Genomic DNA, 26,217 nt, shown 5'->3' with positions numbered 1-26,217 from the left:
AGGGGGCCGGCCGTCGTCGTACCCCTCAGCGGTCCTGACCGTGCTCCGGGCGCTGCTGGCCGTGCGGGTGCCGGTCGTGGTCGAACGCCTCGCGGGCCGCCTCCACCGCTCCGGCGGCACTGGCCGCCGCGACCATCGCGACCGCCTCGCCGCGCTTGCGAGCCCGCCGGTCGCGAAGGAACTCGAAGAAGATCGGCAGCACCGAGATCAGGATGATCAGGGCGACCACCGGCAGGATGTAGTGGTCGATCTTGTCGCCGATGGCCTGGTAGATCTGCTCGGCCAGCAGGTAGCCGATCAGCAGGATGCCGTCCACCCAGAGCACCGCGCCGACGATGTTCCACAGCAGGAACTTCTTGGCCGGCATGCCGAGCGCGCCCGCGACCGGGTTGAGGAACGTCCGGACGATCGGAATGAAGCGCGCCAGCACCACCGCCTTAGCCGGGCCGAACTTCTGGAAGTAGTACTCGGCCTTCTCCACGTACTCCTTCTTGAAGAGCCGCGAGTTCGGCCGTTCGAACATCGGCCGGCCGTACCGCGCGCCGAGCCAGTGCCCCAGCTGGGCGCCGACGATCGCGCAGATCGGGCCACCGATCAGCAGGCCGGCAAGGGAGAGGCGGGTGCCGTCGCCGAAGATCGCGTCCGCGACCGGTGACGAGGCGACCCCGGCGAGGAACAGCAGCGAGTCACCCGGGAAGAAGAAGCCCACCAGCAGGCCGGTCTCGGCGAAGAGGATCACCCACACGCCGATCAGTCCGAAGGTCTGCAACAGATCCTTGGGATCGAGCGGGTTCAGGGCGACGCTCTCCACGAGAGCGCGGGTCTTCTCAGCTGTGTCCACGGCCACAAAGGGTACCGAAGCCCGGGGCCCCGGCCGCGCCGGACCGGCCCCTCACCACCCGCCCGCGCCGTACGGCGCGGGCGGCAGCGTCCCGGCGTCGTGGGGTGCAACGACGGTGCCCCGCCGAACGTGGTGGTCGACGGGGCACCGGTGCCGCGGGGTGGATCAGGCGACGAAGCGGGTCCGGCGGCGCTTGGCCACCAGGTAGCCGCCGACGCCCGCGGCGAGCAGCAGCGCGCCGAGGCCGGCGATCAGGCCGGTGGACTGGCCGGTGATCGGCAGCGAACCACCGTCGCCGTCGCCGTCACCGTCGCCACCGCCCGTGCCGCCGGCCGCGTTCACCAGGATCTTGGCGACGTCGTTGGCCGGCTTCAGATCGTCGTAGAAGCCGCCCTCGCACTCGCACGGCACGTTGACCTTGACGGTGCCGGTGGCGTTGGTGATCACCTTGTCGATCCGGAACGTGAACTCACCGGCCAGCGTCTCGCCCGCAGGTGCGAACGGGCCCGGGTAGCAGCGGTACTCGCCGGCGCCGGGGCTGCCCGCCTCCGGCCACTCAACGTCGTTACCGGTCCGCGGCGCGCACTCCATCGGCACCGCGATGGCGGTGGTGCCGGTCGGCACCGTCACGTCGACGTACGTCACGTTGGCCTCGCTGCGGAGGTAGTCCAGCGTTGCCGGACCGTTGTTGCGGAAACCGAGGGCAGCGGTCAGCTCGGCGCCCTTCTTGCCGTTGAGCGTGGCACCGACGGCTTCCAGGTCGGCCCCGTTCTTGCCGGTGACGTCGACAGCCAGCCCGCTGAAGTTGTTGTTGGGTTCGGTGTCGGTCTGCACGGCACGGGCCGCGCGAGCGGCGGAGACCGCCTTCAGCGACAGCGTCTTGCCGTTGCCGCGGCGGGCCTTCTCCGCGCCGGCCTCGTCGCGGATCGCGAGGAGGTCCTCGAAGTCGGCCGGGGTCATGAACCAGGCGTAGCTGTTTTCGCGACCCGGCGCGTAGGTGTCGGTGGCCAGCTCGTAGTTGAAGGTGGCCGTCGCGCCAGCGGAGGCCGGGATCTTCTCATCGAAGATGCAGGCGAAGAGGAAGTCCTCGGCGTAGAGGCAGTTGTCGAACCGCTCCTTGGTCCGGATGCCGTAGTCGGTGTCGAACATGGCCACGACACCATCGACCTCGGTCGTGCCGACATTGAACACCGTCACCGGGGCCTGGAACTTGCCGCCGGGTGCCGCCGTCACCGTGGTGTCCGGCCCGCCCTGCAGGTCGACGCCCTCGCCGACCCGGACCCGGGAGGTGTAGCTGGCGATGTCCTTACCGGCGGCCTTGAGGCTGATCTTCAGCTCGCCGGTGTCGCCGTTCGTCGCCTTGTCGGTCGGCGCGATGACGACCTCGCCGAAGAAGCCGCCGAACAGCTCGTCAATGGTCACCGGGACCTGTTCGCGGCAGAGAAGTACGCCATCGCCGTCGGCGGCGCAGTCGTTGCCGCTCTCGCCCGCCAGCGTGATCTTGCCGGCGAGGCTGCTGTAGTCGTAACGCACCGAGACCTCGTTGAGCACCGTGGACTCGCTGCTGTACAGGGACGGAGACCGGACGACGCCAGCAGAGTCGGCGGCGACGGTGACGTCCTGGAAGTACAGGTCGAACTCGGCCGCAGGGGCGGCGAAGGCGGGGGTGGCGGAGGCGGCGACGAACGCGCCTGCGACGCCCAGCCCGGCCAGCCAACGCCGGGTGGAGTGGGTGAGCATGAGGGGGTTCCTCCAGTTGGGGGATCAGGTGGAGCCTGCGGATCTTAAGGAATCGCTCAGGCTCACTGCACCCCGTGGAGCCGCCCATTGCCTAAGACGAGCCAAAAGGTTGATCAGAGTCACCGCAATGTTCGGTCGGTCCGCTCCCGTCATCTGTGACAGGAGCCCCCGGGAGGTGCAGTGACGTACGAGGAGTTCGCGGACACGCGGCTGGCCCCGCTGCTGCGGTATGCGGTGATGCTGACCGGTGACCCGCACCAGGCCCAGGACCTGGTTCAGGAAACCATGGTCCGGGTCCAGCTCAACTGGCGTCGGGTCGCCCGCGCGGACTCGCCGGAGCGGTACGTGCGCCGGATGCTCACCAACCAGTACGTCGACTGGCGGCGCGGCTCGTGGGTTCGCCGGGTGCTGCTGCGCGGGGAACCCGACGCGTCGGTGCCGGCGCTCACCGACCATGCCCAGTCCGCCGTGGACCGGGATCAGATCTGGTCCTGGCTGTCTCGGCTGCCACGCCGGCAGCGGGCCGCTCTGGTGCTGCGTTACTACGAGGACCTGCCCGACATGGAGATCGCCGACATCCTCGGCTGTGCCGTCGGGACCGTTCGTTCGTCCATCTCCCGGGCCCTGGCGACGCTCCGGGCCGAGTACGTGGAGGCGTGACCATGATCGAGGATGACCTGCGTGCCGCGTTCGTTCGGCACGAACCGTTGACCCCGTCGACCGGCCCACTGCGGGCGTCGATCGACCGGCTCGCCGCTACCCGCCGTCGCCGCCGGCAGCGGTTCCAGGCCGCCGGTGTCACGCTCGCCCTGCTCGCCGCGCTCGGAGTCGGGGTGCCGCAACTGCGCCCCGACCGGCCGGTCGACGGCCCGTCGCTGTCCGGTCAACCGGCTGGCACGCCGTCCGAGGCGCTGAACGTCCTGCTGCTCGGGGTCGACGGCTTCGGTGAGCAACCGTCGTACCGGTTGGCGGACTCCGTCCTGCTGGTGCACATCCCGGCCGACCGGAGCCGGCCGTACCTCATCTCGTTGCCGCGCGACCTGGGGGTGTCGATCCCCGGCCGGGGGGTCGACAAGCTCAACAGCGCGTTCTTCACCGGTGCCGGCGAGCCCCGGCCCGACCTGGACGCCGGCTACGACCTGACCCGCCGGGTGGTCGCCGACCTGACCGGGGTACGCGTCGACGCCGGCGCGGTGCTGACCTTCGCGGGGCTGCGCCGGATCACCGACGCGGTCGACGGGGTGCAGGTCTGCCTGCCGAAGGAGGTCGAGTCCTGGCACACCCGTCGGACCTTCCCGGCCGGCTGTCAGCGGCTCGACGGCGCTGCCTCGGTCGACCTGCTGCGGCAACGGCGGGACCTTCCCGACGGCGCGTTCGACCGGGACCGTAACGCCCAGCGCTATGTCGCCGGTCTGATCCGAGCGGTGTCCGCTAAGGACGTGCTGAGCAACCCGGTGCGGCTCGCCGGGCTGCTGTCGGCCCCCGGTAAGGGTCTGGCGGTCGACGACGACGGCCTGCCGCTGACCAGGCTGGTGGCGGTGCTACCCGAGATGGACAGCGTCGACCCGGTGGGGCTCAGCCTCCCGGTCGGCGAGCCGGTGGACGACCGTACGCTGCTGCCGCTGGACCCGAAGCTGGGCAAGGCGTTTCTCGCCGCGCTGGCCGAGGACCGGTTGGCGCAGTGGGTGGCCCAGCACCCGGAGCGGGTCAACCCCGTTCGGTGACGGGGGACGGGGCGTTCGCGACGGTGCCCCGCCGGCCGGGTACGGGACGGCGGGGCACCGGTCGTGCGGGGTGGGTCAGGCGACGAAGCGGCTGTTCCGGCGGCGGGCGATCAGGTAGCTGCCCGCACCGGTGACGAGCAGCAGGACGCCGAGGCCGGCGATCAGGTTGGTGGGGGCGCCGGTGATGGGCAGCGAACCGCCGCCGCCACCGCCGCCATCGCCGTCGTCCTGACCGCCGCCGCTCTGGGCCGCGTTGACCACGATGGCGGCCTTGTCGTTGGCCGGTTTGATGTCGGCCTTGAAGCCGCCACCGGCGGGGCATTCGCACGGCGCGTTGACCCGTACCGCGCCCCGGGCGTTGGGGATGACCTTGTCGATGCGCAGCCGGAACGCCATGGTGTAGGTCTTCCCGGCCACCAGGAGCATCTCCGACGCGCACAGGTACGTGCGGGTGCTGTCCTGCCGCAACCAGCAGTTCTTGGGAACCTCGACGGCGGAGGTGCCCGGCGGCAGCTCGACGTCGGTGTGGGTGGCGGCCTCGTACTCCTCGCTCACATTGTCGAGCGTCGCCGGGCCGTTGTTCCGGAAGCCGACGGTGGCCGTGACGACGGTGCCGGCCGTGCCCTTGAGCGCGGCCCCGATCGCCGCGAGGTCGGTGCCGTTCGTGCCGGTGGCCTTGATGGTCCACCCGGTGTAGTCGTTGCCCGGGTTGACGTCGGTCTGGTCGGCCTGCCGGGTGGCGCCGGACGTCTTGGCCAGGGTCAGCTTCGGGCCGCTGCCGGGGGTGGCCGCCCGGGCGCCGACTGCTTTCCGCACCTTGGTCAGGTCCTCGAAGTCGGCCACCGTCATGAACTGGGCGTAGCCGGACTGGTTGGTGGGGGCATAGGTGTCCCTGGCGAGTTCGAGTTTCAGCGTGGCGGCCAGCCCGGTGCCCACCGGGATCTCCTCGTCGAACTGACAGGAGACCAGGTGGTCGTCGGCGTAGCGGCAGTTGCTGAACCGGTCAGTGGTCCGGATCGAGTAGGCGAGGTCGAAGACCGCGACGAACCCCTCGACCGTCCGGTCGCCGGCGTTGGCCACGACCAGCGGCACCGAGAACTTCCCACCCGGCTTGGCCGAGGCGGTGGTGAACGGCCCGCCGGCCAGGTCGACGCCCTCGCCGACCCGGACGCGCGAGGTGTAGCTGCCGCTGCGCCCGCCGGCCGCCTGGAAACTGACCACGACGTCCCCGGAGTCACCGGGCTGCGCATCCTCGGTGAGGCCGATGCGCACCCGCTTGAGCCCGTTGCGGTAGATCCCGCTGCCGAGCGGCGGCTCCTCGTAGAGGACGACGTCGAAGGGCTCCTCGCAGACGAGAACGCCCGGCTCCGGGGCGGTGCACCGCTGGCCGTCCTCCTCGGAGACGACGGTGATCTTGTTGGCCAGGGAGCGATAGTCGTACCGGACGGAGACCTTGGACAGGGTCGTCGGCTCGTTGGCGTACAGGAGCAGGGCGCGGGTGGCCGGCTCCGAACCGACGGCCAGTGTGGTGTCCTGGAAGTAGGGCGCGATCGGGGCCGCGGCGACGGCGGGCGTGGCGGAGGCAGCGACCAACGCGCCGGCGGCGCCGAGCCCGGTCAGCCAGCGGAGCCAGTGCTTGAGCATGGGGGTCCTCCCGTGGGGATGGCTATGGCGCTCGTCCAACCTAGGGAGCCTCAGCTCCTCCGGTAACCCTTTGGGATCGATATTTGTCGAACGGCCCGAACGGTTGAGCATCCTCTGGCGCAACGGGCAGCCGTCCCGGTGGCGGGATCAGCGGTAGTCGTCCTCGTCCCCGGTGACCACCCGGGCCTGCTCCATCGCGTCCCAGTCGTCGACCTCCAGGCCGCGGTGCGGCTCACCGTCGGTGTCGGCGGGGCCGGCGACGGTGGCCTGCTCGACCGCGTCCGCCGGATCGGCCTCCGGGTCGCGTTCGTCGGCTGCGAGGTGGTCGCCGGGGGTGAAGTCCTCATCGGGCTGACCCATCGTCCCTCCCGGGGGTCTCGGGGCACGGTTCCCACCCACCGTACGGGCTGGGCGGGCGTACCGCCCGGAAGCGGAGTAGGCCGAATCAGCCCTCGGCGACGTGACCCGATGCCAGGATGGTGCCGTGGGCTTCCTCATCAGACTGGCGATCACCGCTGTCGCGTTGTGGATAACCACGCTGATCGTGCCCGGGGTGGACGTGCACGCCCGATCGGGTGGCAACACCGCCCTCACCCTGATCGTGGTGGCGCTGATCTTCGGCGTGATCAACGCGGTGCTCAAACCGGTGATCCGGGTTGTCGGCTGCGTGTTCTACCTGCTGACCCTGGGCCTGTTCGCGCTGGTGGTCAACGCGTTGCTGTTCCTGCTCACCGACCGGATCGCCCGCGGGCTGGACCTGCCGTTCCAGGTGGACGGATTCTGGGCGGCGTTCTGGGGAGCCATCGTGATGACAGTGGTGACCTGGTTGATCAGCGTCATCGTGCCGGACAACCCGGGCCGCCGGTGAACGGCTAGCACCCGGGTCGGTTGTTCCGGCGCACCTCACCTACGGGATACTTCCGGCGGAGGACAGCGCGGTCCGGCGCACAAATGAAGAACAGCGGCCAGCACGGCCGAGAGTGGTAAGTAAGGAGCGCATCACATGCCCATCGCTTCCCCCGAGGCTTACGCGGAGATGCTGGACCGCGCCAAGGCTGGCCGGTACGCGTACCCCGCGATCAACGTGACCTCCTCCCAGACGCTGAACGCGGCGCTCAAGGGCTTCGCCGACGCGGAGAGCGACGGCATCATCCAGGTCTCCACCGGTGGCGCCGAGTACCTCTCCGGCCCCTCGATCAAGGACATGGTCACCGGTGCCGTCGCGTTCGCCGCGTACGCGCACGAGGTGGCCAAGAAGTACTCGGTCAACATCGCCCTGCACACCGACCACTGCCCGAAGGACAAGCTGGACGGGTTCGTCCGTCCGCTGATGGGCATCTCGCAGGAGCGGGTGAAGCGCGGCGAGCAGCCGCTCTACCAGTCGCACATGTGGGACGGCTCGGCCGTGCCGGTCGCGGAGAACCTGGAGATCGCCGCCCAGCTGCTCGACGAGGCCGCCAAGGCCAAGATCGTCCTTGAGATCGAGGTCGGCGTCGTCGGTGGCGAGGAGGACGGCGTCGAGAACGCCATCAACGACAAGCTCTACACCACCACCGAGGACGGCCTGGCCATGGTCGAGGCGCTCGGCCTCGGCGAGAAGGGCCGCTACATGGCGGCGCTGACCTTCGGCAACGTGCACGGCGTCTACAAGCCGGGCAACGTCAAGCTCCGTCCGGAGATCCTCAAGCAGATCCAGGACGCCGTCGGCGCCAAGTACGGCAAGGACAAGCCGCTCAGCCTGGTCTTCCACGGCGGCTCGGGCTCCCTGCTGAGCGAGATCCGCGAGGCGCTGGACTACGGCGTGGTGAAGATGAACATCGACACCGACACCCAGTACGCCTTCACCCGCCCCGTCGCGGACCACATGCTCCGCAACTACGACGGCGTGCTGAAGATCGACGGCGAGGTCGGCAACAAGAAGCAGTACGACCCGCGCGCCTGGGGCAAGGCCGCCGAGGCCGGCCTGGCCGCCCGGGTCGTCGAGGCGTGCGAGCACCTGCGCTCCACCGGCACCACGATGACCAAGTAACGACGTCCCACCCACGGCCGGCTCCCCGCACGGGGGCCGGCCGTCGTCGTCAGGTCGTCAGGTCGTCAGGTCGTCAGCAGGCGTACGGCCTCGCGAACGTCATCGGTCAGGTGGATCGTCGACGACAGGTCACCGAACGGGGACGCGGCCAGCAGCGGGCGCAGCAGCGCCTCCACCGGCAACTCCCGGGTCCAGTAGTCGCGGTCCAGGAAGATGTACGCCCCGCTGGCCCCGTCGGTGCCGTAGTAGGTCTTCGTGGCCGCCTGGAACACCTCCTGCACGGTGCCCGCCCGCCCCGGCGCGAAGACGATGCCACCCCGGGCGAGGCGCAGGATGGTGTCCTCCCGGATCGCGTTCGAGAAGTACTTGGCGATCCGCCCCGCGAACAGGTTCGCCGGCTCGTGCCCGTACAGCCAGGTTGGAATGGCCAGCCCGCCCGCCCGCGCCCAGCCCAGCTCGGCGCCACGCTGCCGGGGCACCCCCGCGTACCGTTGCCGGACCGTCAACGCCGTGGCCGTGTACCGGTGGTGGTCGGTGAAGTCCGGGGCGGTGGCCAACAGGTCGATCGCCGCCGTGACCTCGGCCGCCGGCTGGTCCGCCAGGTAGGCGCCGAGGTTCGCGGCCTCCATCACCCCGGGGCCGCCGCCGGTCACCACCAGCCGGTCGGCCCGCGCCAGCTCCCAACCCAGCACGGCCGCCATCCGGTACGCGGGACTGCCGCGCCGCACCGCGTGGCCACCCATGATGCCCACCACCGACTGCGGCCCGTACGCGGCCAACCAGACCCGGGTGGCGTCGGCCAGCGCGTTGTCCACGCCGTGGTCGTGCAGCCGCTGACCCAGCGCCTCCCTGACGTCCGGCAGCGCGCCGCCGTGCGCCCGGTAGTGGTCGTACACCCGGGTGTCGTACATCCCGGTGAACCCGCCCTCGGCGAACCCGGCGGCCAGCTCCTCCGGGGTGTAGAGGTGGGTCGGCTGGGTCGGGTACGGCAACCCGGAGAACGGCGGCACCACGTTCGCGCCGCGCCGGACCAGGTCGGCGCCCACGTCCCGGGCCGCGAACCGGCAACCGACGAAGAGGGTGCCGGTGACGTCGACACCGGTCAGGTCGGGCACCGGCGCGAGGTCGAGCCGCAGACCCTGCACGGTCAGCCCGGTCAGCCGACCGGTGGTCAGCTGCTGGTCGAACTCGGCCCGGGTCTGGATCTCGCCGGCGTGCAGGTGCGGCTCGATGACGTCTGCGGGAGGTGGGGTCGGCACCGGGCCATCCTGCCCCTCCGCCGGGGCAGGTCAAACCTCGGGCCGGGGGCGGAACCGACAGGAGCCCGGCGGTCGTGGCCACCGGGCTCCTGCATAACCGGTTCCTGGGGAGGCTCCGGACCATTAGTTGTAATGGAAAACACCAGGCGGCGGCATAGGCCGCAGGCGTGACCAACTCCTCAGCCGTTCAGCGGAACACGTCGGCCGACCCGCTCGCGTGTCGCCCTGTCCAGCGGGTTGAATGGGGCGATGCAGAACCTTTTGCCAGAGCCACCGGCCACCCGCCTGCCCGTGAACGACGAGGCCGACGCCGCCCTGGCCGCCGCCAACGAGGCCGGCACCGATGAGGCGTACGCCGACGTGGCGGCCGGCTTCCCGACCTACAGCGCCGCCTGGGCGGAGCTGGCGGCGCGGGCCTTCACGCAGGGCCAGGTGGTGACGGCGTACGCGTACGCCCGCACCGGCTACCACCGGGGCCTCGACCAGCTGCGCCGCAGTGGGTGGAAGGGGCACGGCCCGGTGCCGTGGTCGCACGAGCCCAACCAGGGTTTCCTCCGCTGCCTGTACGTGCTGTCCCGGGCGGCCGACGAGATCGGCGAGGCCGACGAGGCGGCCCGCTGTGCCCAGTTCCTGCGTGACTGCGACCCGGAAGCGGCGGACGCGCTCGCGAGCAACTGACCCCACCCCGACGGCCGGCCCGACATCGGGCCGGCCGTCGGCGGGTCACAGCCCTTCGGCGACCGCGGCGGCGATCTTCAGCCAGGCGTCCCGGGTGGCCGAGGAGAGCCCGCCGTACCGGATCGGCTCGCCACTGTCGATGAGTCGCTCGTACGGGGCCAGCAGCACCGCCCGGGTGCGGGCCGCGAAGTGCTCCTGGATGGCCGGCAGGTCGATCTCCTTGCGGGACGGCGGCATCGACACCACCGTCACGGCCTGCCGGACCAGCCGTTGCCGGCCGCTCTGCTCCAGGTGGTCGAGCATCCGGGCCGCCGTCTCGGCGGAGTCGTTGCGAGCCGACATCGTGACCACCAACTGGTCCGTGGCGTCCATCGACGCCTGCCAGTTCTGCGCCCGGACGTTGTTCCCGGTGTCCACGAAGATCAACTTGTAGAACCGGCTGACCACCTCACGGATCTCGGCGAACGCGGCGGCGGTCAACATCTCGCCACCGGTGGCCGACTCGTCCGAGGCCAGTACGTCGAACATCCCCTCGCCCTGGGAACGCACGTACTGCGACAGGTCACCCACCCGCCCGTGTGCGCCCTGGAACTGCCCGAGGTCACGCAGCATGTCCCGCACCGTGCGGGAGTGGAAGTCCTGCTGGGCGCGCATCCCCAGGGTGCCCTGGGTCTCGTTGTTGTCCCAGGCCAGCACGTAGCCGCCACGCTTCTGACCGAACGTCATCGCGAGCAGCAGGATCGCCACCGTCTTGCCCGCGCCACCCTTCGGGTTGACGACCGTCACCTGCCGCAGACCGCCGAAGTTGCGGCGCACCATCTCGATGTCCCGCTTGAGCTCCTGCTCGTGCCGGCCCGGGGCGAGCCGGAGCAGGCCCATCTTGTTGACCACCGCGCGTACACCCATGGTCGCCACCGGGTCGGCGGGTCGGACCTGGCGGCGGCGGGCGAAGTCCTCGGCGGTCGGCGCGGCGGTGTCCTCCGGTGTCCAGCTCGCGTCCGGGTACGCCGTCGCGTCCGGGTACCCCGGTGCCGGCACCCGGGTCACCCCGTCGGCCTCCTGGTACGGCTGCCCCGGCGTACCGGCGGGTGAACCCTGCTGCCAGGGCGGTGGGTACCAACCCGGCGAGGGCGGGAACGGTCCCGGCGGTGGGGTCGCCGGCCCGGCCTGTGACGCGACGGGCGGCGGCGCGGGAGGGCCGGGCGGCGGGTAGCTGAACTGCGTCACGTCGGGCGGCGGCGGAATCTGCGCCGAGCCGGTCTGCCCGGGGACGGGCGGCTGCCCCGGGTGCGCCTGCGCGGGACCGACGTACGGGACGACGGGAGGCGGGGGCGGAATCGGAGGCGTCCCGCTGGCCTCGTCCTGGGCGGATGCCGCTCCAGCCGGGCGTTGCGGCGGATACGCCCACGGCGACTCGGCGATCGGCCGCCCCGGCCCGTCGGCGGGCCCGTCTGCACCGGGCCCGCCGGCCTGCGGTGCCGGTCCACCTGCCTGCGGTGCCGGTCCACCTGCCTGCGCGGCCGGCGTATTGGGGTGCGCTGTCGGTCCGTCGGGCTGTGGTGTCGGTCCGGCCGCTGCGCTGCCAGCGGCCGAGGGGGCTGCCGGCGCTGGGCCGGTGGTGCTCGGGCTGCCGGTGTTGCTCGGGCTGCCGGTGGTGTTCGGGCTGCCGGCGGACGCGGTGGCGGCGGGGACGGCCCGCTCGGTGGTCGCCGCGGTGGGGTCGGTGGCTGCGGGGCGATCCAGGGTGAAGGGCAGGTCCAGGTCGACACCCCCCGGCGCGACCGGAGCGGCGGTCGGAGCCCGGTCGCCGGGCGGTACGTGCGCCTCCCCGGCCCGGCTGGCCACGTCGGGCGCGGCACCGGCCACGTCGTGCGGGGCGGGTCGGCCGTCCCCCGGCGCGGGGGCGACGTTCGGAACCGCAGCGGCAGCGGTCGCGGGCAGGCCGACGTCACCTGACCCGCCGTTGCTTCCGGGGCCGGGTGCCGGCGGTGTCGGCTGGCCACCGGTCGCTGGCGGCGGGGGCACGGCGGCCGGATCGGTCGCCGGTGGCCAGCTCGGCTGCGCCGGCGCCCAACCCGACCCGACGCCGGACGGGCCGTCGGGCCCCCAGCCGGGGGCCGGGACGGCGCCGGTGAGCGACGGGTAGTCCGACGGCGAGGGCGGTGACTGGGCCGGGGCGCCGGGCTGGCCGGGAACCGGCGGTCGCCCGATCGGAGGCGCGGCCACCGGTGGCGTGACCGGCGCTGTGACCGGCGACGGCCCACCCCGTTGCTCGGCGACCGCAGCCCAGGGCGGGGCGGTGCCCCGGTCGCCCGGATCCGGCGGCCAGAGTGGTTCGATGTCCCGCTCCGGCGCCGGCTGCTGGCCGGGCACCTGCGCCCGGTCGGCGTTCTCGTCCATTACGGCCCTCCCCAGTCCTCCTGCGAGGATAGGCCCATTCACCGGGCAGGGCCGATCGGCGCAGGCGGGTCGGCCGGTCGATGCGTCGAGGTCAGCTCGACCAGACCGCCCAGGCGCCCGGCTCGATCCACCAGGAACGCTTGCGGGTCAGTTCGCCCTCGACACCATCGTCGAGGTACGGCACCTTGCCCTCCCTGGGCAGCACCGACACCGCCCGTCCACGGGCCCGCCGAACTTCGAGGCGTACCCGCTTGCGTCCCCAGGCCGAGCGGACGACAACCGGCACGGCCACCGCGACCTCGACCTGGCCGTCGGCCGGGTCCGGCGCGGTCAGCAGCGTGACGTCGTCGAGCGTCGCGTACCCGCCGGCGTTGCCGACCGCGCAGGCCAGCAGCGGTTCCGCGCCGTCGGTGAGAATGGTGTCGTCGACCTCCACCCGGGCGCGCCAGTGCAGCGGCCGGCCGGCGTCGTCGGCGGCGCCGAGCAGCGCGCCGTCTAGGGTCACCGAGCCGCCGTCGTTGCGGAGCAGGTCCAGTCGGCGCGGCGTGCCGTCCAGCACCGCGGCGGCCACCGCCGCCGGGTCACGGGGCAGCCCGAGCTGCGCCGCCAGGTCCCGGTGGGTGCCGCCACGGGCCGGGTCGAGCGGGAGTACGGCCACCGGCGGCAGGTCGGGCAGGGTCCGGTTGCCGGGCAGGTCCGCCGGGCGCTTGCTGGGCGCCGGGGCGTACCGCTTGACCAGCCGGCGCAGCACGGCGCGCAACTGCCCGTCGCTGGCCGTGGCGACGACCAGCCGGGTCTTGCTGTCCGGGTCCGGCCAGGTGAGGCCGTCCGGGCGGGCGGGGCCGTCGAACCGGGCCAACACCGCGTCGATCTCGGCGTCGGAGCGGGCGGTGATCGTCTCCACCCGGGCGCCCCGGGCGTTCAGCGCGTCGGCGCAGGCCAGCACCGGCACCCGTGGCCGTTCCGTCGCGCACTTTTCGGCTTCGGCCTGATCGCTGCTTGGCCGGCCGGCGTCGGTCTGGCCCGTCGGGGCGGTGTCGGCCCCCGTCGCGCCGCCACAGCAGGCCCCGCCGCTGCCACAGGCCCCGGGAGCGTCCCGCTCCGAACCGAGGGTGAGCAGCACCACGTCGTACACGGAAGGAGCCTCCTGCCTCTCGACGCGACCCCTGCCGGCCACGCCGTCATTACTTGTTAACCTGACACCCCGGGCTCGCCGAGCGGTCGCCACCTGGCACCCGAGCCTTCTGGAGGCGGAAAAGATGCCAGCGATCGTGCTCATCGGCGCTCAGTGGGGCGACGAGGGCAAGGGCAAGGTTACCGACCTGCTGGGTGAGCGGGTCGACTACGTCGTGCGCTACTCCGGCGGCAACAACGCCGGACACACGGTGATCACCCCGGACGGCCAGAAGTACGCGCTGCACCTGATGCCGTCCGGCGCGCTCTCACCGGACGCGATGATCATCATCGGCAACGGTGTGGTGGTCGACCCGAAGGTGCTGCTCGCCGAGATCGACGGCCTGGCCGAGCGCGGCGTCGACGTGTCCCGGCTGCGGATCTCCGGCGACGCGCACCTGATCATGCCGCACCACCGGGCGCTGGACCGGGTCATCGAGCGCTACCTCGGCTCGTCCCGGATCGGCACCACCGGCCGTGGCATCGGCCCGGCGTACGGGGACAAGGTCGCCCGGATCGGCATCCGCCTCCAGGACCTGCTCGACCCGGGCATCCTGCGCAAGAAGCTGGAACTCGCGCTGCGCGAGAAGAACCAGATCCTGTTCAAGGTCTACAACCGCAAGGCGATCGACCTCGAGGCGACAGTCGAGGAGTACCTGGAGTACGCGGAGCGGCTCAAGCCGTACATCGCGGAGACCCGGGCGATGCTGTGGGACGCCCTGGACCGGGGCGAGACGGTGCTGCTGGAGGGCGCCCAGGCCACCATGCTCGACATGGACCACGGCACCTACCCGTTCGTGACCTCGTCCAACCCGACCGCCGGTGGCGCCTGCGTGGGCGCGGGCATCCCGCCGACCGCGATCAACAAGGTCATCGCGGTGAGCAAGGCGTACACCACCCGGGTCGGTGCCGGGCCGTTCCCGACCGAGCTGTTCGACGCCAACGGGGACCACCTGCGCAAGATCGGCGCGGAGTACGGCACCACCACCGGGCGGGAGCGCCGGTGCGGGTGGTTCGACGCTGTCGTGGCCCGGTACGCCTGCCGCCTCAACGGCGTCACCGATCTGGTCATCACCAAGCTGGACGTGCTCACCGGCATGCCCAAGGTGCCGATCTGCGTCGGCTACGAGATCAACGGCGTGCGGGTCGACGACATGCCGATGAGCCAGACGGACTTCCACCACGCCAAGCCGGTCTTCGAGGAGCTCGACGGCTGGTGGGAGGACATCACCAAGGCCCGCACCGCCGAAGACCTGCCGGAGAACGCCCGCCGCTACATCGCCCGGGTCGAGGAACTCTGCAACACCAGGGTGAGCGTCGTAGGCGTAGGCCCAGGCCGAGAAGAAAACGTCCACCTCCACCCCCTCCTCCCCTAACCCACCCCCACCCCCCTTTCTGCGCGTTGATCATGAGGTTGACGGAGTGTTCGATCTACGAATGCCCCGTTAACCTCATGATCGACGGGAGAGCTGGCGGGTTTTGTCCACAGGGTTATCCACAGGGGTGGTCGGGTGGCTGGTGAACGGCCAGCGTGGTCGTCGTGGATCGTGCAGACCTTGTACGCGTCATCGCCGGCGACCAGGATGGCTTGATCACTCGAGCGCAGGCGTTGCGTGCCGGCTTCAGTCGACACGACATCGACCATCTGGTGACCGTCGGGCGGTGGCGACCACTCGCACGAGCGGTCTACCTGGTCCGCAGCCGCTCCATCGAATCACCGGACCGTCAGTGTCGTATCCGCGCCGCTGTGCTCTCGTTGGGCCCGCAGGCTCACGCGGTGTTCGGTACAGCGGCAGAGCTGCACGGCATTGCCGGTCTGCCGCGTCGCGACGAAATCCACGCGGCGCTTCCGGGCAGGGCGGCGAAGCTGGCGCGGGTGTCGGACCCTGCAATCGTGCTGCACCAACTCGAACACCCTCTGGGCGCCGTGGTGCAGGTGAACGGAATCGCGGCTACGGAGCCACGGCTGACCGTGTCCGAGATCATCCTGCGGGAGTGCCGGTACTCGGCGGTCTCGGTGCTCGATTCCGCCCTCAACCGGGGGCTACTCACGCCCGAATGCCTGGCAACCATTCCAGCGCTGATTCGAGGCCGACGTGGTGCGGTCGCAGCACGCGGCTACCTAGCTGAGGCGGATGGCCGGGCACAGTCGCCGCTGGAGACTCGCTCTCGACTGCGATGCGTCGACGGGGGAGTTCCACCGGACACGCTGCAGTTGGAAGTGCGTGACGATGACGGCTATCTGCTCGGCATCGGCGACCTGGGCTGGCGCGGTCCAAGGCTGATCGCCGAGGCGGACGGCCGAGACGCGCACGGCACCCCGGAGGCCGCCTACGCCGACCGCCGTCGCCAGAACCGCCTGGTCAACGCCGGATGGACCATCCTCCGTTTCACCTGGCAGGACACCCTCCACCCCACCTACATCCCCCAAACGGTCCGCCAAGCGATCGCAGCCCTTCACGCCCGTCGATCATGAGGTTAACCGGCCAGTGGATCATCAGATGGCCCGTCAACCTCATGATCAACTAGGCTGGGGCGGGGGACAGTAGGATCTCGGGCGTGCGGGTTCTTTTGGTGGGTGGCGGTGGGCGGGAGCATGCGCTCGCGCTCGGGTTGGCGGCGGACGCGGGCGTTTCGGCGCTGATTGCGGCACCGGGTAATCCGGGGATCGCGAGCGTGGCCGAGCTGCGGACGGTCACTGCGACAGACCCGGCCGCGGTGGCGGCGCTGGCCGTGGAGACGGCGGCTGACCTGGTGGTGATCGGGCCGGAGGCGCCGCTGGTCGCCGGGGTCGCCGATGCGGTCCGCGCCAAGGGCATCGCCGTGTTCGGTCCGTCCGGCGCGGCGGCCCAGCTGGAGGGCTCCAAGGCGTTCGCCAAGGACGTGATGACCGCCGCCGGTGTGCCGACCGCCCGGGCGTTCGTCTGCACGGACGAGGCGAGCACCGCTCGGGCGCTGGACGAGTTCGGCGCGCCGTACGTGGTGAAGGACGACGGGCTCGCCGCCGGCAAGGGCGTGGTGGTGACCGACGACCGGGCCGCCGCGCTGGCACACGCCAACGAGTGTGGCCGGGTCGTGGTCGAGGAGTTCCTCGACGGCCCGGAGGTCAGCCTCTTCGTGGTCACCGACGGCGAGGCGGCGCTGCCGCTGGTGCCGGCACAGGACTTCAAGCGGCTCGGCGACGGCGACACCGGGCCGAACACCGGCGGCATGGGCGCGTACGCACCGCTGCCCTGGGCCCCGCCCGGCCTGGTCGACGAGGTCATGCGCGACGTCGTGCACCCGACCTTGGCGGAGATGCGCCGCCGGGGCACTCCGTTCGCCGGTCTGCTCTACGTCGGGTTGGCGATCACCGCCGCCGGCCCTCGGGTGATCGAGTTCAACGCGCGTTTCGGTGACCCGGAGACCCAGGTGGTGCTGGCGCTGCTGGAGACGCCGTTGGGCGGGCTGCTGCACGCGGCGGCCACCGGCACGTTGGCCGAGCACCCGCCGCTGCGGTGGCGGGACGGCAGCGCCGTGACGGTGGTGCTGGCCTCGCCGGGTTATCCGGCCGCGCCGCGAACCGGCGACGTGATCACCGGCGCGGACGGTCCGGGCATCATCCACGCGGGCACCACCCGCCGGGCCAGCGACGGGGCGTTGCTCTCCGCCGGCGGCCGGGTTCTCTGCGGTACGGCCACCGGCGCCGACCTGGCCGCCGCGCGCGACGCCGCGTACGCGCTGGTGGACGGGGTGGAGTTGGCCGGCTCGCAGCACCGCACCGACATTGCCGCCGCCGCCATCGACGGCCGGATCACGATTCCCGGCTGAAACCGGGCAACCCCCGGCCGCCCCGCCGCCGTTTGAGCGGTGAGACGAGGGGGTGGCCGGAATGCCGGTCGATGTCGAGGGTTACCGCGACTACGTCGGTGCGCGGCTGGAGCCGCTGCGCCGCACGGCGTACCTGCTCTGCGGTGACTGGCACACGGCCGACGACCTGGTGTCGACGGCGCTGGTCAAGTTGCTCCGGCACTGGTCGCGGGTGTCCGTCATGGCCAACCCGGACGCGTACGTCCGGCGGACCCTGCTGCGGGTCTGGCTGGACGAGCGGCGTCGGCCGTGGCGGCGGGAGGCCGCCTGGGCCGAGGTGCCGGACAGCGCGGTCGCGGCCACTGGCACCGACGGCGCGGCGGACCGCCTGACCATCCTCGCTCTGCTGGCCGAGCTGCCGCCGCGTCGCCGTGCGGTCCTCGTGCTGCGCTACTTCTGCGACCTGTCCGTCGAGGAGACCGCGCAGGAACTCGGCTGTACTCCGGGCACCGTCAAGAGCCAGTCGGCGCGTGGTATCGAGGCGATGAGAGCCCGCCTCGCCCCGATGCCGGATCGAGTCGAGGAGGTACGCAACGATGGATGAGCTTCACGACCAGCTGCGTGCGGCGGTCGCCCAGGCGCCGCCGACTCGGATCGACGTGGACGAACTGATCCTGGCCGACCGGCGTCGCCGCCAGCACCGGGCGTGGGCGTTGACCGGCTCCGGGGTTGCCGTGGCGATGATCGCATTGACGTCGACGCTGGTCACCGGACCGTACCGGGACGCGCGGGAGCCGACGGCGAACACCGGCCCGTCGCTTTGTGCCCAGCCGAACGCGTCTGCCGGCGGGTCCGAGCCGCCGTTCGAGCGGTACGGCACGGCGCACCCGTTCCCGTCGGAGCCGCCGGCCGCCGCCGTGGTCCGACTGACCGTGGCGCTGCGCACCGCCCTGAGCGTCAACCTGCCTCGTGAGCTGACTGTCGATTCGGGGGTGCCCGGGTGTCCGCTGCCGCAGCTGTCGTACGAGCGCACGATAACGGGGTCCGTCTACGGGGTGACGGTCAAGCTGTCCAGGGGTGATGACCAGGGCGATCTGGTCATCGGGATGCGTCCGACCCTCGGGGCGGTTCTTGGATGCCGGGCCGGCCCGTCCGGTAACGACTGTTCGGTCGAGCGGTTCCCGGACGGGACCGAGGCGGCCTCGGGTACCGATGCCGACTCGGCGGGTGCCAGCTCCCTTACCGCGACGGTGCTGCGTCCCGATGGGACAACGGTGGTGGTCAAGTTGGATCAACCCGGTGCGTCCGTGGACCAGCTGTTGCTAACCGAGGATCAGCTGGTGACCATTGGCCGGTGGCCGGGTTTCAACCTGTACCCGTGAGCGACGCGCCTCCCAACCGTCAGCCGTAGTAGCGGCGGAGTTCCCGGGTGAGCACCTTCCCGGTGGCGTTGCGGGGCAGGTACTTCACGAAGATCACGTCCCGGGGCACGCTGAACCGGGCCAGGAAGTGCCTGACGTATTCGCGTACCGCCTCGGGGTCGAGCGTCTCCCCGGGGTGCAGGGCGAGGAACGCGGAGAGGCGCTGGCCGTACTCGGGGTCGGGCACGCCGATCACTGCCGCCTCGCGGACCTGTGGCAGTTGCGCGAGCAGGTCCTCCACCTCGGACGGGAAGACGTTCTCGCCGCCGGAGACGATCATGTCGTCGGCCCGGCCGTCGACGAAGAGCAGACCGTCGGCGGTGAGCCGGCCGAGGTCGCCGGTGTCGAGCAGGCCGTCGCGGGTTTCCCGGTTGGCACCGGAGGTGTAGCCCTCGAAGAGCATCTCGTTGCCGACGAAGATCCGCCCGACCTGTCCGTCCGGCACGGGTTGGCCGTCGTCGTCGAGTATCTGCAGTCTGGTGCCGTGCGGTGGACGACCGGCGGTGGTGGGCGCCTGGCGCAGGTCCCGGGGGTCGGCGATGGAGGCCCAGGAGACCTCGGTGGACCCGTAGAGGTTGTAGATGACGTCTCCGTAGACGTCCATGAACGTGGAGGCCAGCCCGCCGGGCAGGGCGGAGCCGCTGACCGCGACCACGGTGAGTGGCGGGCGCGGGTCCGGCGGGGGCACCTCCAGCAGTCGCTGCAGCATCACCGGTACGGCGAAGAGCGCGTTGCACCGGTGCGCGGTCAGGGCGGCGAGCGTGGCGGTCGGGTCGAAGCGACGGTGCAGCACGATGGTGGCCCGCAGCGCCAAACAGACCTGGAGGGCGGCGAATCCCCAGGTGTGGAAGATCGGCGCGGCGATCATCACCCGGTCCCGGGCGTGCAGGGGGATGCGGTCGATGATCGACACCAGCGGGCCGAAGCCGCCGGGCGTGGGCCGTCGGGCGCCCTTGGGCGTGCCGGTGGTGCCGGAGGTGAGCACGATGATCCGGCCGTCGCGTTCCGGCGGGTGCAGGTCGCCCGGGAGCGCCCCGGCCACCAACTCCTCGCGGGCGCGTTCGTCGAGCCGGGTCAGTTCGGCGGGGAGGCCGAGGACGCGCTCGGCGAACTCGTCGTCGTGCACGAGCAGCCGCAGCCGCTGTTCCTCGGTGACGGTGCCCAGTTGGGCGGCGCTGAGCCCGGTGTTGACCAGCACGGCGTCGACGCCGAGCAGGGTGGCGGCGACGATGGTCTCGATCAGCCCGTGGTGGTTGCGGCAGAGCACGCCGATCCGGTCGCCGGCCTGGACGCCGAGCCCGGCCCGCATCGAGCGGGCCATCCGTTCGGCCCGGTCGAGCAGTTCGTGGTAGGTCAGCTCGACGCCGTCCTCGTCGATGACGGCTGGACGGCCGGGGTCCCGGGCGGCTGCTTGGCGTAGCTCGCCTGCCAGGCTCCACCCCCACGTCCGCAACGCGTTGAGCTGCGAGGCGACCCGGATCGGGCTGCCGGGGGTGAGCAGCCCACGACGGGTCAGCGTGGCGACGATGAACGGCAGGTCCATGCCGCAGACCTCCTTGGGGTGGTACGCGGACGGGGCAGCGGCCTACCCCGTCCATCAGGGCTTCTTTCTTTGATCATGCACTGGGCGCGGCTGAGGGCCCAGTTGGCGTCGGCGTGGGGTGACGAAGACGGCACAGATCGTGGAATCCGGGCCGCGTCGGCCCGACCGGCGCGAGGGCGGTCGGGCCGACGGCGGTCAGCGGATCTGCATCCCGGAGATGGCCCGGGAGATGACCAGTCGTTGGATCTCCGAGGTGCCCTCGAAGATGGTGTAGATCTTGGCGTCCCGGTACCAGCGCTCGACCGGGTGGTCACGCAGGAAGCCGGCCCCGCCGAGCAGTTGCACCGCCTTCTCGGTGACCGAGACCGCCACCTCGCCGGCCTTGAGCTTGGACATCGAGCCCTCGCCGGCGGTGAACGGGCGGTTGTTGCGGCCCATCCAGGAGGCCCGCCAGACCAGCAACCGCGCCGCGTCGATCTCCATCCGCATGTCGGCCAGCGCGAACGCGACCGCCTGGTTCTCGATGATCGGGCGTCCGAACTGGACCCGGTCCTTCGCGTAGTCCAGCGCGTACTCGTAGGCGGCGCGGGCCACGCCGAGCGCCTGGGCGCCGACGGTGGGTCGGGACAACTCGAAGGTGCGCATCGCGGCCTGTCCGCTGGCCCGTTGCCCGGAGCGGGCGCGCGCCAACCGCTCGTCGAGGGCGTCCTTGCCGCCGAGCAGGCAGCGGCCGGGGACGCGTACCCCGTCGAGGAAGACGTCGGCGGTGTGGGACGCGCGGAGGCCGAGTTTGCGCAGCTTACGGGTGGCGGCCAGGCCGGGGGTGCCGGGCGGTACGACGAACGCCGCCTGGCCCCGGGAGCCGAGCGTGGGGTCGACCGAGGCGGTGACCACGTGCACTCCGGCGATGCCGCCGTTCGTGGCGTACGCCTTCTGGCCGTTGAGCACCCACTCGTCGGTGGCCTCGTCGTAGACGGCCCGGGTGCGCATCGCGCCAACGTCGGAGCCGGCTTCCGGCTCGCTGGTGCAGAACGCGGCGACGGCCGGCGAGTCGACGTCGCCGAAGCACTGCGGCACCCACTCGACCATCTGGTCGGGGGTGCCGGCGCCGTAGATGGCGGCGACGGCGAGGGAGGTGCCGAAGATGCTCAGCCCGATGCCGGCGTCACCCCAGAAGAGTTCCTCGCTGGCGATCGGCAGGGAGAGCCCGGTCGGGTCGGCCCAGCAGGTGGCGAGGAACTCGAAGCCGTAGAGGCCGACCTTGGCGGCTTCCTGGATCACCGGCCACGGGGTGTCCTCGCGTTCGTCCCACTCGGCGGCGGCTGGGCGCACGACCTCGGCGGCGAAGCCGTGCACCCAGTCGCGTAGATCCCGCTGTTCCTCGTTCAGGTCGAGCGAGAACTCAGCCATGTCAGGCCTTGGGGATGTCGAACAGGTTGGCGATGTTGGCGGCGAGGCCGAGGTCGCCCTTCGCCTTCAGCTTGCCGGTCATGAACATCATCACCGGGTTGGCGCCACCGGAGACGATCTTCAAAAACTCGACCGGGCCCATGGTGAGGCTCAGCTTCGGGTCGTGCTGCGGGGTCTCGTTGACGACGCAGGTGCCGTCGGCGATGACCACCTCGTAGGTGTCGCTGCCGCCGTCGGGCCGCCCGGTGATGATCCAGTGGATGACCGCGTTGGTGGAACCGGCCCGGTCGGCGCGGAACAGCGACGGCATCCGACCGAACACCTCGCCGAGGACCTTGTCCCGCATGTCACCGGCCATCACCTGGGCGATCTTGTCGTCCGGGGTGGACTTGACCAGCTGGGCGAACTCCTTGGGGCCGACGTTGGCGAAGGTGGCCGGGTCGAAGTCAGTCATCAGGTGCGCCTTCCGAAGATTTGGCTACTCGCGCGTAACCCTACGCACGAGTAGGTATGCTCGCAAGGTGTCCACCGTTCCCGCCTTCAAGCGCCTGCCACGCGCCGTCCGCGAGCAGCAGATGCTCGACGCGGCCGTCAAGGTCTTCTCCCGACGCGGCTTCCACGCCGCCAGCATGGACGAGATCGCGGAGGACGCCGGCATCTCCAAGCCCATGGTCTACGCGTACCTGGGCACCAAGGAGGAGCTCTTCGTCGCCTGCCTGCACCGGGAGGGCACCCGGATGATGCAGGCCATCGCCGGAGCGGCGGCCCCCGACCTGCCAGCCGACGAGCGGCTCTGGCGCGGGCTGAGGGCGTTCTTCGGCTTCGTGGGCGCGCACCGGGACGGCTGGGCGGTGCTCTACCGGCAGGCCCGGGGCGAGCAGCCGTTCGCCGGCGAGCTGGCCACCATGCGGGCCCGGCTGGTCGATGTGGTCGCCGGGATGCTCGACCACGCGCTGCGCGCCGAGGGCCGCGAGATCGCCGCCCTCGACCTGGAGGTCGTCGCGTACGCCCTGGTCGGCGCGACCGAGTCGCTGGCCGACTGGCTCGCGGACCACCCGGACGCCGACCCGGAGAAGACCGCCACCCGGATGATGAACGTGGCCTGGCTCGGTGCCGCCCAACTCCTGCACGGCGTCACCTGGCGTCCGCCGGTCGACTGACGGCCCCGGCGCGGACCGCGTCGCCGCCCGACTCGTCGGCCCGCGCGGCACGCCGCCGACGCCCGCGGAGCCACCGCACCACCTCGACGACCACCGTCACCGTCAGCGCGAGGCCCAGACCGAGCAGGAGTCCACGCAGCGGGTCCTACTCGAAGGCCAACCCGCCCAGATAGCCGACCAGCGCCGAGTAGAGCCCCCACGACCCTGCGGCGAGCGCGTCGAAGGCCAGAAAGCGTCGCCGGGGATAGTGCACAGCGCCCATGGTGAGGGTGACAGCGGTCCGGCCGCCCGGCACGTAGCGGGCCACGGTGAGGATCAGCCCGCCGCGCGTCGCGATTCCCCGCCCGGCCCGGTCGACGGCGGCCCGGCGTCGACTTCCGGGCGGCAGCCGGTCGAGCAGCCGCGCGCCACCGCCCCGTCCGATCGCGTACGAGACGTGGTCGCCGACCAACGCCCCGGCGGCGGCCACCAGGACCACCGCCGGCAGGTACGGCGCGCCGGAGGCCGCGAAGACTCCAGCGGTGATCACCGCCGTCTCGCTCGGCACCACCGGGAAGAAGCCGTCGAGCACCGCGATCGCGAAGATCGCCAGGTACACCCAGGGCGAGGACATCGTCTCGTGCAGCAGGTCGAGTAGATCCATGATCCTGATGCTGGTGGGAGCGGCGGCTGCCGCCATCGGCCAGTGGTCAGCCGGGCCCCACTACTTAGGTCGCATCCGGCCCCGACGGCGGGTAGGGGTCATCCCTCACGCCACCCCGGTCTGGCCGCGCGGGACGCCTCGATCCGGCCGCCGAGCCCTAAGCTCGCAGCGTGGCCTCCAGCGCCGTCGCCGTCCGGCGGGCCGTCCAGCGGTACGCCTCGGTGCTGCTCGCCGTCACCGTCGCGGCAGCCGTCTGGGCCAGCTCGACCGGCGACATCGGCGTCCGCTCCCCGCTGCCGGGCGTCGTCGCGTTCGTCCTCGCGGTCGCCTCGGGTTGGGCCGCCGGCATGATCCGGACGCGCCGCTGGCCGTTGTTCCTGGTCGCGGCGGTCGGCTGGCTGGTGCTCGCCGCCGCTGCGGCCGGGGTGGTCGCCTCGTACCAGGCGGGCCTGCGGCTGCGCGGTCGACGGCTCGCCGGCTACCTCGCCGGTGCGGCGGTGGTGCTCGCCGGTGGGGTGCTGGTCGGGCTGGAGGTGGGCGGCACCCGCCGGATCACCACCGCCACCAGCGGCAACGTGCTGATCCTCGCCGCCGGTCTGGTCGGGCTTCCGTTGGTCTTCGGCCTCTGGGTGCGGGCGCGCCGGGACACCCTCGCCGCACTGCGGGACCGGGCCGAGCGGCTGGAACGCGAGCAGGAGGCCCGCGCCGACCAGGCCCGTGCCGAGGAGCGGACCAGGATCGCCCGGGAGATGCACGACGTGGTGGCGCATCGCGTCTCGTTGATGGTGGTGCATGCCGGCGCGCTGGAGGTGACCGCCGTGGACCCGGCGACAGTCGAGGCCGCCGCGCTGATCCGGACCACCGGGCGGCAGGCGCTCACCGACCTGCGTGAGGTGCTGGGCGTGCTGCGACAGGCCGGCCCGGCCGTGCTGCCGGAGCGCGGACTGGACGCGCTGGACGAGTTGATCGGGGAGTCCCGGGCCGCCGGGCTGCGGGTGTCCCGGCAGGACGAGGGTGTGCCGACGGTGCTACCGGCGACCCTGGGGCGTACCGCGTACCGGGTGGTCCGGGAGGCGTTGACGAACGTGCGCAAGCACGCCGCCGACGCCGAGACCGTCGTGGGCCTGCACTACCTGCCGGACGGGCTGGAGGTGCTGGTCCGTAACGGTCCGTCCGAGGGTGGGACGGCGCTGCCCGGTGCCGGCCAGGGGTTGCTCGGGCTGCGTGAGCGGGTGGAGTTGCTCGGCGGCCGACTGGAGGCCCGGCCCGCGGACGGCGGCTTCCTGGTTCGGGCTCTGATCCCGCTGGCGGATGCGGCGTGATCCGGGTGGTGGTGGTCGACGACGAGCACCTGGTCCGTGCCGGCCTGCGGCTGATCCTGGAGGCGGCCGAGGACATCACCGTCGTCGGTGAGGCGGCCGACGGTGCCGGCGCGGTGGAGCAGGCGCACCGGTTACGCCCCGACGTGGTGCTGCTCGACGTGCGGATGCCGGGCGTCGACGGGCTGACCGTCGCGCCCGAGGTGGTCTCCGCCGGACCGAAGGTGATCATGTTGACCACCTTCGACCTCGACGAGTACGTGCACCGGGCGTTGCGGGCCGGGGCGGTGGGATTCCTGCTCAAGGACACCCCACCCCGCGAGCTGGCCGCCGCCGTCCGGACGGTGGCCGCCGGGAACGCGATGCTCGCCCCGACGGTGACCCGGCGCCTGATCAGCTCGTTCGCCGAGCGTGGTCCGGCCCGTCGGGAAGCGGCCCGGCAGCGACTCGCGCCGCTCACCGCGCGCGAGCTGGAGATCGTCCGGGAGGTGGCGCGCGGGCTCGGCAACGCGGAGATCGCCAGACAGCTGACGATGAGCGAGGCCACCGTGAAGGCGCACGTCAGCCGGGCGCTGGCGAAACTCCAGGCGGGCAACCGGGTGCAGCTGGCCATCCTGGTGCACGACGCCGACCTGCTCTGACGAACGGCAGGCCGATCCGGCCCGGTCAGTGGCGGGCGGCGGCGCGGCGGTGCGCCCGGTGCCGCAGCCACCGGACGCCCTCGATGCCCAGCGTGACGATCACCGAGAGGCCGATCCCGGCGAGGACGCCCTTGACGGGGTGGCGTTCGAAGGCCAGCCCACCGAAGTAGCCGAGCAACCCGCAGTACAGGGCCCAGGTGACCGCCGCGATCGCGTCGTAGAGCAGGAACGACCGGCGGGGATACCGCACCGCGCCCATGGTGAGGGTGACCGCGGTCCGGCCGCCCGGCAGGTACCGGGAGGTGGTCAGGATCAGCCCACCGCGTCGGTCCAGCGCGCGGCGCGCCCACTCGGAGCTGGCCCGTCGGCGGCTGCCGTCGGGGAATCCGGCGAGCCGGTTCGCGCCGCCACCGCGCCCGATGGCGTACGACACGTGGTCGCCGGCGCAGGCGCCCACCGCGGCGGCGACGATCACCGCCGCCAGGTTGGGGTTGCCGCTGGTGGAGAGCACGGCGGCGGTGATGACGGCCGCCTCGCCGGGTACGGCCGGGAAGAACGCGTCGACCGCCGTGAGCCCGAAGATCAACAGGTACACCCACGGTGAGGTGACCAGCTGTCGGAGCAGGTCGAGCGCGGAATCCATGTCCCCATGCTCGCCGGGTACGACCCGCCCGGTGGCCGAAGCCGCGGGATCACCCCCACCTCGCCCTGCGCCGATCTTGCACTTTGTGCCTGGACCAAACCCTGCAAGTGCCGCATAACGACAACCGAAAGTGCAAGATCGACGGGGTGGGGTGGGGGTT

The 26,217-nt window shown here is 71.8% G+C and carries 24 protein-coding genes and 1 pseudogene; 13 read left to right on the top strand and 12 right to left on the bottom strand.

The genetic code is table 11. The features are described from left to right. Positions 1–25: 25 nt before the first annotated feature. Positions 26–847: a DedA family protein gene (locus tag AB0C03_RS15315; protein WP_030332126.1), complete on the bottom strand. Its 822-nt coding sequence runs from the start codon at positions 845–847 to the stop codon at positions 26–28. A gap of 159 nt (positions 848–1,006) precedes the next feature. After that, entirely contained in the window at positions 1,007–2,581 is a 1,575-nt protein-coding gene (locus AB0C03_RS15310; protein ID WP_030332128.1) for an LPXTG cell wall anchor domain-containing protein, read from the bottom strand. A 180-nt stretch (positions 2,582–2,761) separates the two neighbouring features. Between AB0C03_RS15310 and AB0C03_RS15305 the strand changes: the two genes are divergently transcribed. Further along, positions 2,762–3,241 carry a SigE family RNA polymerase sigma factor gene (locus tag AB0C03_RS15305; RefSeq protein WP_030332130.1) on the top strand — a complete coding sequence of 160 codons (480 nt, stop codon included), beginning with the start codon at positions 2,762–2,764 and terminating at the stop codon, positions 3,239–3,241. 2 nt (positions 3,242–3,243) lie between these two features. Further along, a complete protein-coding gene (locus AB0C03_RS15300; protein ID WP_030332131.1) occupies positions 3,244–4,305 on the top strand; it encodes an LCP family protein in 1,062 nt (353 codons plus the stop codon). 75 nt (positions 4,306–4,380) lie between these two features. Here the strand turns inward: AB0C03_RS15300 and AB0C03_RS15295 are convergent, their stop codons facing one another. Both AB0C03_RS15295 and AB0C03_RS15290 read right to left on the bottom strand, forming a co-directional pair. Further along, positions 4,381–5,949, bottom strand: a complete 1,569-nt coding sequence (locus AB0C03_RS15295) for an LPXTG cell wall anchor domain-containing protein (protein WP_357637221.1) — start codon at positions 5,947–5,949, stop codon at positions 4,381–4,383. 147 nt (positions 5,950–6,096) lie between these two features. Continuing rightward, the gene (locus tag AB0C03_RS15290; protein ID WP_030332135.1) at positions 6,097–6,309 is read right to left on the bottom strand and encodes a hypothetical protein; all 213 of its coding nucleotides are present in this window, start codon (positions 6,307–6,309) and stop codon (positions 6,097–6,099) included. A 124-nt stretch (positions 6,310–6,433) separates the two neighbouring features. Here AB0C03_RS15290 and AB0C03_RS15285 point away from each other — a divergent pair, with 124 nt between their 5' ends. Further along, complete coding sequence (locus AB0C03_RS15285) at positions 6,434–6,817, top strand: phage holin family protein (protein WP_210860147.1); 384 nt, start codon at positions 6,434–6,436, stop codon at positions 6,815–6,817. Positions 6,818–6,952: 135 nt separating this feature from the next. Beyond that, complete coding sequence (fbaA, locus tag AB0C03_RS15280; protein WP_030332138.1) at positions 6,953–7,978, top strand: class II fructose-bisphosphate aldolase; 1,026 nt, start codon at positions 6,953–6,955, stop codon at positions 7,976–7,978. A gap of 65 nt (positions 7,979–8,043) precedes the next feature. Here the strand turns inward: fbaA and AB0C03_RS15275 are convergent, their stop codons facing one another. Then, on the bottom strand, positions 8,044–9,237 hold the full coding sequence (locus AB0C03_RS15275; protein WP_210866387.1) for an LOG family protein: 1,194 nt from the start codon (positions 9,235–9,237) through the stop codon (positions 8,044–8,046). A 249-nt stretch (positions 9,238–9,486) separates the two neighbouring features. On the opposite strand from AB0C03_RS15275, the gene AB0C03_RS15270 reads away from it, so the two are divergent. Further along, a complete protein-coding gene (locus AB0C03_RS15270; protein WP_030332142.1) occupies positions 9,487–9,915 on the top strand; it encodes a DUF3151 domain-containing protein in 429 nt (142 codons plus the stop codon). Positions 9,916–9,960: 45 nt separating this feature from the next. On the opposite strand, the gene AB0C03_RS15265 is transcribed toward AB0C03_RS15270, so the two are convergent. After that, entirely contained in the window at positions 9,961–12,315 is a 2,355-nt protein-coding gene (locus AB0C03_RS15265; protein ID WP_357637215.1) for a chromosome partitioning protein, read from the bottom strand. A 91-nt stretch (positions 12,316–12,406) separates the two neighbouring features. Further along, positions 12,407–13,450 (bottom strand): diacylglycerol kinase family protein, encoded by a 1,044-nt coding sequence (locus AB0C03_RS15260; RefSeq protein ID WP_210866957.1) that lies wholly within the window; start codon positions 13,448–13,450, stop codon positions 12,407–12,409. 124 nt (positions 13,451–13,574) lie between these two features. Here AB0C03_RS15260 and AB0C03_RS15255 point away from each other — a divergent pair, with 124 nt between their 5' ends. From AB0C03_RS15255 to AB0C03_RS15235, 5 genes are all read left to right on the top strand, one after another. Next, positions 13,575–14,864, top strand: coding sequence for an adenylosuccinate synthase (locus AB0C03_RS15255; RefSeq protein WP_357637211.1), 1,290 nt, complete (start codon positions 13,575–13,577; stop codon positions 14,862–14,864). A gap of 164 nt (positions 14,865–15,028) precedes the next feature. Next, positions 15,029–15,964 carry a type IV toxin-antitoxin system AbiEi family antitoxin domain-containing protein gene (locus tag AB0C03_RS15250; protein WP_307857942.1) on the top strand — a complete coding sequence of 312 codons (936 nt, stop codon included), beginning with the start codon at positions 15,029–15,031 and terminating at the stop codon, positions 15,962–15,964. An 83-nt stretch (positions 15,965–16,047) separates the two neighbouring features. Continuing rightward, entirely contained in the window at positions 16,048–17,298 is a 1,251-nt protein-coding gene (gene purD, locus AB0C03_RS15245; protein ID WP_357637208.1) for a phosphoribosylamine--glycine ligase, read from the top strand. A 61-nt stretch (positions 17,299–17,359) separates the two neighbouring features. Further along, a complete protein-coding gene (locus AB0C03_RS15240; RefSeq protein ID WP_030332153.1) occupies positions 17,360–17,881 on the top strand; it encodes a SigE family RNA polymerase sigma factor in 522 nt (173 codons plus the stop codon). Next, positions 17,874–18,659, top strand: coding sequence for a hypothetical protein (locus AB0C03_RS15235; RefSeq protein WP_357637206.1), 786 nt, complete (start codon positions 17,874–17,876; stop codon positions 18,657–18,659). Before AB0C03_RS15240 ends, AB0C03_RS15235 begins: the two co-directional genes overlap by 8 nt. A gap of 19 nt (positions 18,660–18,678) precedes the next feature. On the opposite strand, the gene AB0C03_RS15230 is transcribed toward AB0C03_RS15235, so the two are convergent. From AB0C03_RS15230 to AB0C03_RS15220, 3 genes are all read right to left on the bottom strand, one after another. Next, complete coding sequence (locus AB0C03_RS15230; RefSeq protein ID WP_357637203.1) at positions 18,679–20,241, bottom strand: AMP-binding protein; 1,563 nt, start codon at positions 20,239–20,241, stop codon at positions 18,679–18,681. Between the two features lie 195 nt (positions 20,242–20,436). After that, positions 20,437–21,651 (bottom strand): acyl-CoA dehydrogenase family protein, encoded by a 1,215-nt coding sequence (locus AB0C03_RS15225; RefSeq protein ID WP_357637200.1) that lies wholly within the window; start codon positions 21,649–21,651, stop codon positions 20,437–20,439. A gap of 1 nt (position 21,652) precedes the next feature. Further along, positions 21,653–22,105, bottom strand: a complete 453-nt coding sequence (locus AB0C03_RS15220) for an SCP2 sterol-binding domain-containing protein (protein ID WP_357637197.1) — start codon at positions 22,103–22,105, stop codon at positions 21,653–21,655. Between the two features lie 67 nt (positions 22,106–22,172). Between AB0C03_RS15220 and AB0C03_RS15215 the strand changes: the two genes are divergently transcribed. Further along, positions 22,173–22,811: a TetR/AcrR family transcriptional regulator gene (locus AB0C03_RS15215; protein WP_030332161.1), complete on the top strand. Its 639-nt coding sequence runs from the start codon at positions 22,173–22,175 to the stop codon at positions 22,809–22,811. Here AB0C03_RS15215 and AB0C03_RS15210 read toward each other — a convergent pair. Next, positions 22,786–23,457: pseudogene (locus AB0C03_RS15210) on the bottom strand (DedA family protein). The gene AB0C03_RS15215 and the pseudogene AB0C03_RS15210 sit on opposite strands and share 26 nt — an antisense overlap. Positions 23,458–23,624: 167 nt before the next feature. Between AB0C03_RS15210 and AB0C03_RS15205 the strand changes: the two are divergent. Then, positions 23,625–24,776, top strand: coding sequence for a sensor histidine kinase (locus AB0C03_RS15205; RefSeq protein WP_357637193.1), 1,152 nt, complete (start codon positions 23,625–23,627; stop codon positions 24,774–24,776). Further along, positions 24,773–25,414 (top strand): response regulator, encoded by a 642-nt coding sequence (locus tag AB0C03_RS15200; RefSeq protein ID WP_030332168.1) that lies wholly within the window; start codon positions 24,773–24,775, stop codon positions 25,412–25,414. Before AB0C03_RS15205 ends, AB0C03_RS15200 begins: the two co-directional genes overlap by 4 nt. 25 nt (positions 25,415–25,439) lie before the next feature. Here AB0C03_RS15200 and AB0C03_RS15195 read toward each other — a convergent pair whose 3' ends face one another. Further along, positions 25,440–26,057, bottom strand: a complete 618-nt coding sequence (locus AB0C03_RS15195) for a DedA family protein (RefSeq protein WP_030332169.1) — start codon at positions 26,055–26,057, stop codon at positions 25,440–25,442. Between the last annotated feature and the right edge of the window lie 160 nt (positions 26,058–26,217).

This window comes from Micromonospora parva, from assembly GCF_040649675.1.
Classification (GTDB): Bacteria; Actinomycetota; Actinomycetes; order Mycobacteriales; family Micromonosporaceae; genus Micromonospora; species Micromonospora parva.
This window is presented reverse-complemented; position numbering and strand designations above follow the sequence as displayed.